Below are 6099 nucleotides of genomic sequence, written 5' to 3' on the forward strand. Positions count from 1 at the left end.
CCATCATCGCGTCGCATTGGCTAAGCTGACGCAGCTCCAGGTATTCGTCGGGCTTGTGCCCCTGCCCCGCCATCGAGCCGGGACCGCAGACCACTGTTGGAATGCCCAGCTGATGGAAAAACCCGGCTTCGGTGCCAAAGGCGACCTTGGCGGTGCCAGTGCTGCGGGCAAGCGTCCGGGCAAAGGGGACAACTGCGCTGTCCGCTGGCACGTCGAGGCCGGGATACGCGTTGTACTGCTCCACCTCGATGCGGGCCTCCGCAGGGTAGCGGTTGCCGACACGATCCGCGGCGGCTTGAATGCGGGCCAGGATGTCTTCGCCCCGGTCAGCGGCCAGGTGACGGTACTCAAAGGTCAGCTCTGCCCGGTCCGGCACGATGTTGAGCGCGGTGCCGCCGCGCATCACGCCCGCATGCACGGTGGAATAGGGCACCTCATAGGCCGCATCGCGCGCGCCGTTGGCGGCGAAGTCTTCTTGCAGCGCGCGCAGTTCGGACAGGAAATCCGCCGCCAGATGCAGCGCGTTGGTGAATACCGGAGCCAGCGCCGAGTGGCCGCTTTGGCCAAAGCAGACCGCGCGCAGCGCGGCCTTGCCCTTGTGGCCGATGGCAACTTCCATTTCGGTCGGCTCGCCGACAAAGCAGGCGCGCGGGATTCCGATCAGCGGTTTCAAACGGTCCAGCATTTGCTGAATACCAACGCAGCCGACCTCCTCATCATAAGACAGCACGATCTTCAGCGGCTCCTTCAGATCCACCGTCGCCGCCCGGTCCGCCAAGGCCAAGGCACTGGCCACATAGCCCTTCATGTCGGTGGCGCCGCGGCCATAGACGCGGTCCCCTTCGCGCGTCAGGCGGAAGGGGTCGCGGGTCCACTCCTGCCCGTCCACCGGCACCACATCGGTATGCGCCGACAGCAGCACCCCCTGACCTGCCGGGCCTTTTTCGGCATAAAGCCCGGTCTTGCTGCCATCCGGTGACGGCAGGCGCGTCACTGTAAATCCATGCTGCGTCAGGAAACCCTCAGCATAGGCGGCCAGCGCCAGATTCGAATTACGGCTGACCGTGTCGAACCCGATCAGCCTCTCCAGTATGTTCAGCGTCGCTGTCATCGTCAGTCCACGGCCAGCTCGGTGATCTCGCGGCGGAAGGGCAGCGCATCGCCGATGTCCGGCCCATCCAGTTCCCGCGCATAGCGGTGGCCCGCATAGGTGGCCCAGGCAATCGGCCCCGGCGCGCTGGCATCGCCGATCAGCTTGACCGACTTAATGCCGGCATCCGCCCAGTCCGCCTGCCGGGCGCTCAGGTCTTCGTAAAGCCCGTCGTTGCCAACGCGCGAGGCGACCATGACCACTGCGTCTGCCTCAATATCCCAGGTGCGGTCCGTATAGGTGCAATTGCTGACCACATGGCCGGCATGGATTTCCTTCACACCGCGGTTCAGCACAATCTCCACCCCGGCGTCGACCAGACGCGGATGGATGGCCACTTGCTCCAGCGTGTTGTTGGTCCAGTCGCTGACATAGGCGGACGGCGTGACCAGCGTCACTTGCGCGCCCTTGGAAGCCAAGAGTTCGGCCAAAACCCCGCCCATGTAGTAGTGGTCGTCGTCATAGACCACCACGCGGCCCTCGGGGAGAGTGCCGTCCATCAGGTCATCGGGGGTATAAACCCTGGCGCCCTCAGTGACCGGCATCGGCACCACATGCTGGCGGGAAACCCCGTCGGCGCGCCATTTCGCACCGGTGGCAATACAGACATTTTCAAAGCCGAATTCCAGAATGCTGTCCGCATCCAGCGGGCTTTCGCGATAGATTTCCACATTCGGGCGCTGGCTCAGCTGGTAGTCGCGGTAATCGACCACCCGCCCCCAGGCATTCAGCCCCGGCAACTGGCGCTCGCGGGCCACCCGGCCGCCGATCACATCCTTGGCCTCGGCCACCGCCACGTCATAGCCGCGGCGGCACAGCGCCCAGGCAGCTTCCAGCCCGGCAGGGCCGGAGCCCACCACCAGCACGTTGGAGCTGTCGCCCTTAGTGTTCATGGTCTCCGGATGCCAGCCCTTGCGCCATTCCTCCATAAAGGTGGGGTTCTGGGTACAGCGGCTGATCGACATGGTCATGTCGCCGGTGATGCAGATGTTGCAGCCGATGCATTCGCGGATGTCCTCGATGCGGCCTTCCTCGATCTTCTTGGGCAGGAACGGGTCGGCAATCGAAGGCCGCGCGCAGCCGATGAAATCCAGCGTGCCGGATTTCACCATCTTGGCCATCACATCCGGACTGGTAAAACGGCCAACGCCGACAATGGGCTTATCGGTCAGCTCATGAATGCCGCGCACCAGCTGTTCCTGGGCCGCCTCTTCCTTGAACCGGCTGGGGCCGGAGCAATCCTCCCATGTCCCCTGCGCCAGGTCCCAAAGGTCCGGCAAGCCCTTGTTCATCTCGATGTAATCGCGCACCTCAGCGTTGGAGAAGCCCAGCTCGCCAATGGTTTCGTCCAAGGACACCCGCAGGGTGATCGCCATGGTGTCGCCCACCGCATCGCGCATATCCGCGATCACCTCCTGGCTGAACCGCGCGCGGTTCTCCAAGGAGCCGCCGTATTCATCCGACCGCTGGTTGGTGGCGCGGCTCAGGAAGTGCTGGAAGATGCCGAACCCATGCGCGCCGTAAAGGCAGATCAGGTCGAAGCCGGCCTGTTTCGAGCGCTTCGCCGCATTCACAAACCAGCGGCGCAGGTCCTTGATGTCCTGCTTGTCCAGCGCCCGCGCCTGCACCGGGTCATTGGTAAAGGTGCGGATCGGCAAGGCGGAGGGCGCCAGCGGCACCTCCTTGGAATAAAGGTTCGGCCCGTTGATCCCGGAATAGGCCAGCTGGATCCCGGCCAGTGCGCCATGCGTCTTCATCCGCTCCGACATCTTGTGCAGCTGCGGGATGTCCTTGTCCTCCCACAGGCGCAGTTCGATGAAGGGGGTGATCTCGCTGGTGTGATGCATCTCGCATTGTTCGGTGAAAATCACGCCCCAGCCGCCTTCGGCCTTGATGCCCCGCATCGCCGCCGCGGCAGAGGGGTCGCGGTAGCCGCCTCCGTTGCAATGGGGCACCTGATAAAAGCGGTTCTTGGCGGTGAGCGGGCCGATTTTCATCGGCTCAAACAGAATGTCATAGCGGGGATCGCGCAATTTTCCTCTCCTTCGGGCAACAGCACTCAAAAGGTACAGGACCGCGCCAGAGGCGAAAGTTGCGCTTACGGAACCATTGGTTAGCCGCGGCCTAAGCGCTTCCGATGCGGATACCGGGAACAGTGCCGTCGGTGATCCGTTCCTGGCAGTAGCTGATGAAGGTCTTAACCGTCAGCACGTTCTCCGCGCCTTCGGCGGTCAGCAACCCCATCCGCATTGGTCTGAGCGGGCCCCTGATCGGAACGAACCGCAGCTTGCGCCCGTCCGGCGCCATATCCGTTGCCGGGCGGATATTGGCGATGGAATAGCCAAAACCGTTCGCCACCAGCCCGCGCATCACCGCCATGTCGCGGGTGCGCTCGGCGATCTGCGGGGTGACACCGGCATCCTCAAAGAACGACAGAAAGTATTCAGCGCTCAGCGGCAAGTTCAGCAGCACCATCGGATGCTGGGCCAGTTCCTCAACCGTGACACTGCCGCGGCCTGCCAGCGGGTGGTCCTCGCCCAGCAGCGCATAGGGCGGCAGTTCTGCCAGCGCGTTGAACTGCAGATCCGCCGGAATGTTCAGGTCATAAGTCAGCGCCACATCTATCCGCGCCTGGCGTATCAACTCGATGAGCCCAGCCTGATCCCGCTCCAATTGGCTGATGGTAACCGCCGGATACAGCGCCTCAAACTGGCGCCGGAGCCCCGGCACGATCAGTTGGGCAAAGGTCAGAAGGCAGCCGACCGACAGCGGTCCCTGCACAAAGCCAGAGATATTGTCCGCCAGACGGCTCAGCGCGCCAGCCTCATGCAGCACCGCGCGCGCCTGATCCATGAACTGATGCCCGGCCTGGGTCAGCGACAATCCTTGCGCGTGCTTGCGCACAAACAGCTGCAGGCCGAACTCATTCTCCAGCTGCGACACCGCCGCCGAGATCGACGGCGAGGAGACGTTCACCTTCTCCGAGGCCAGGGCAATGGACCCGGCCTCGCCGACGGCGACGAAATATTCCAGCTGGCGCAAGGTGAAACGCAAGGGCATGTCAGCGACTATGCCGGAGGCGGCCCATGCCCATCAAGCCCGGTATTTGATCCAAGTGGTTTTCAGTGCGGTGTATTTTTCCAGGCTGTGCAGCGACAGGTCGCGCCCGAACCCGGACTGTTTCATGCCGCCAAAGGGTGTCTGCGCCGACAGCGCGTCCACCGTGTTGACCGAAACGGTGCCGACTTGCAGCTTGTCCGCCACCCGGCAGGCGCGGCTCAGGTTATCGGTCCAGACGGAGGCCGCCAGCCCGTAGATCGAGTCATTGGCCATGGCGACCGCCTCCTCCTCGCTGTCAAACGGGATCACTGACAGGACAGGGCCAAAAATCTCATCCCGCGCCAGCGGGTCGCTATGGCTGACGTCATCAAAGATCGTCGGCTGCACGAAACAGCCCTTGCCATCGACCGTCACGCGCTCACCGCCCGCCACCAGATTGGCCGAGAATTTGCCTGCCTCGACAAAGCGCATAATGCCCTCGGTCTGCTTCTCGTCCACGATTGCCCCCATTTTCGAGGCCGGATCCAGCGGGTCGCCCGGCTGGGTGGCCTTCGCCCGGGCAATCAGCTTCTCGACAAAGGCGTCTTTGATCGAACGCTCGACGTAAAGCCGCGAGTTGGCCGAACAGACCTCCCCCTGATTGAAGAAGATGCCAAAGGCCGCCATATCCGCCGCTGCATCCAGATCCTCACAATCACCGAACACCAGATTGGGGCTCTTGCCGCCGGTCTCAGGCCAGACCTGTTTCAGGTTCGACTGGCCGGAGTACTGCATGAACATCTTGCCGATGGCGGTGGAGCCCGTGAAGGCCAGGCAGTCCACATCCATATGCAGCCCCAGCGCCCTGCCCGCGGTGGCCCCAAAACCCGGCACCACGTTAAAGACTCCATCCGGCACTCCGGCCTCGGCTGCCAATTCGGCCAGGCGCAGGGCGGACAAGGGCGACTGCTCTGCCGGTTTCAGCACCACGGAATTGCCCGCCGCCAGCGCCGCCGCCGCCTTCCAGGTCGCCATGTCCAGCGGGAAATTCCAAGGCGTCACCGCCCCCACAACACCCAAAGGCACGCGGGACACAAGCGCCAGATCACCCGGCCCGGTCGGCGCCACCTCGTCATAGACCTTGTCGATTGCCTCCGCATACCATTGGAAAAAATGCGCTGAGCCGGGCGCGTCCACCGTGGCCGCATCCGTCACCAGCTTGCCCATGTCGAGCGAATCCAGCAGCGCCATCTCCCCCAGGTTGGCGCGGATCAGATCCGCCAGTCTCAAGAGCACCGCCTTGCGGTCCCCTGGCGCCATCCGCGACCAACGCCCATCCTGAAAGGCCCGGCGTCCTGCGGCCACGGCGCGGTTCACGTCTTCCCCATCGCATTCGGCAACCTGCGCCAGCACCTCACCCGTTGCGGGGTTCACGCTGGCAAACGTCCTGCCCGAGGCCGCATCCGTAAAACGGCCATCAATGAATGCCTGCCCCCGGAACGAAAGAGCCGACGCGCGGGTTTTCCAGTCGTCGTGCGTATAGTCCAGCATGGTCTCTCTCCAGATTATTCGTCGCCTGGCACGCCGTACGACGGTGCCGCGCGCGGGTCGAGCGCGCGCTGGACATAAGCCTCCAGCTGCGGCTTGTAGATGCCCCAGGCGGTCGCGATGTTCTCGATCGGGCAAGCTTCGGTCCAGTCACAGCGCAGATCGGCCACCGGCCAGCTTACCTTGTCCACCAGTTTCATGCCCGCAGAATGCAGCGGCCCGGCCTCTCCGCCCGCGGCCAGCCCGGCGCGCATTGCGGCAATCAAGCGGTCGCCGAGATGCCCAGAAGACGCGGAAAACCCGTCCGCAATCGCCTGGCACACCCCGTCATTGGCCAAAAGGTTGCCGCCCGACGCAACATC

General features: G+C 63.8%; 5 protein-coding genes. All 5 read right to left on the reverse strand.

Annotation, left to right across the window (positions count from 1 at the left end):
- Positions 1–1111 (reverse strand): acetylornithine deacetylase (gene argE, locus A2I95_RS24915; protein ID WP_291734228.1); only part of this gene is annotated, 1111 nt, incomplete at its 3' end.
- Between the two features lie 2 nt (positions 1112–1113).
- A complete protein-coding gene (locus A2I95_RS24920) occupies positions 1114–3183 on the reverse strand; it encodes an FAD-dependent oxidoreductase (protein WP_291734229.1) in 2070 nt (689 codons plus the stop codon).
- A gap of 91 nt (positions 3184–3274) precedes the next feature.
- A complete protein-coding gene (locus tag A2I95_RS24925; protein WP_291734230.1) occupies positions 3275–4210 on the reverse strand; it encodes a LysR family transcriptional regulator in 936 nt (311 codons plus the stop codon).
- Between the two features lie 33 nt (positions 4211–4243).
- Positions 4244–5740, reverse strand: coding sequence for an aldehyde dehydrogenase (locus A2I95_RS24930; protein WP_291734231.1), 1497 nt, complete (start codon positions 5738–5740; stop codon positions 4244–4246).
- A 14-nt stretch (positions 5741–5754) separates the two neighbouring features.
- On the reverse strand, positions 5755–6099 hold a 345-nt coding region (locus tag A2I95_RS24935), incomplete at its 5' end, for a DUF1028 domain-containing protein (protein WP_291734232.1).

This window comes from Leisingera sp. F5, assembly GCF_001593695.1.

Bases quoted from the DNA above. Each gene is read 5' to 3' on its own strand.
- A2I95_RS24925 (WP_291734230.1), bottom strand. From the start codon at position 4,210: ATGCCCTTGCGTTTCACCTTGCGCCAGCTGGAATATTTCGTCGCCGTC.
- A2I95_RS24930 (WP_291734231.1), bottom strand. From the start codon at position 5,740: ATGCTGGACTATACGCACGACGACTGGAAAACCCGCGCGTCGGCTCTT.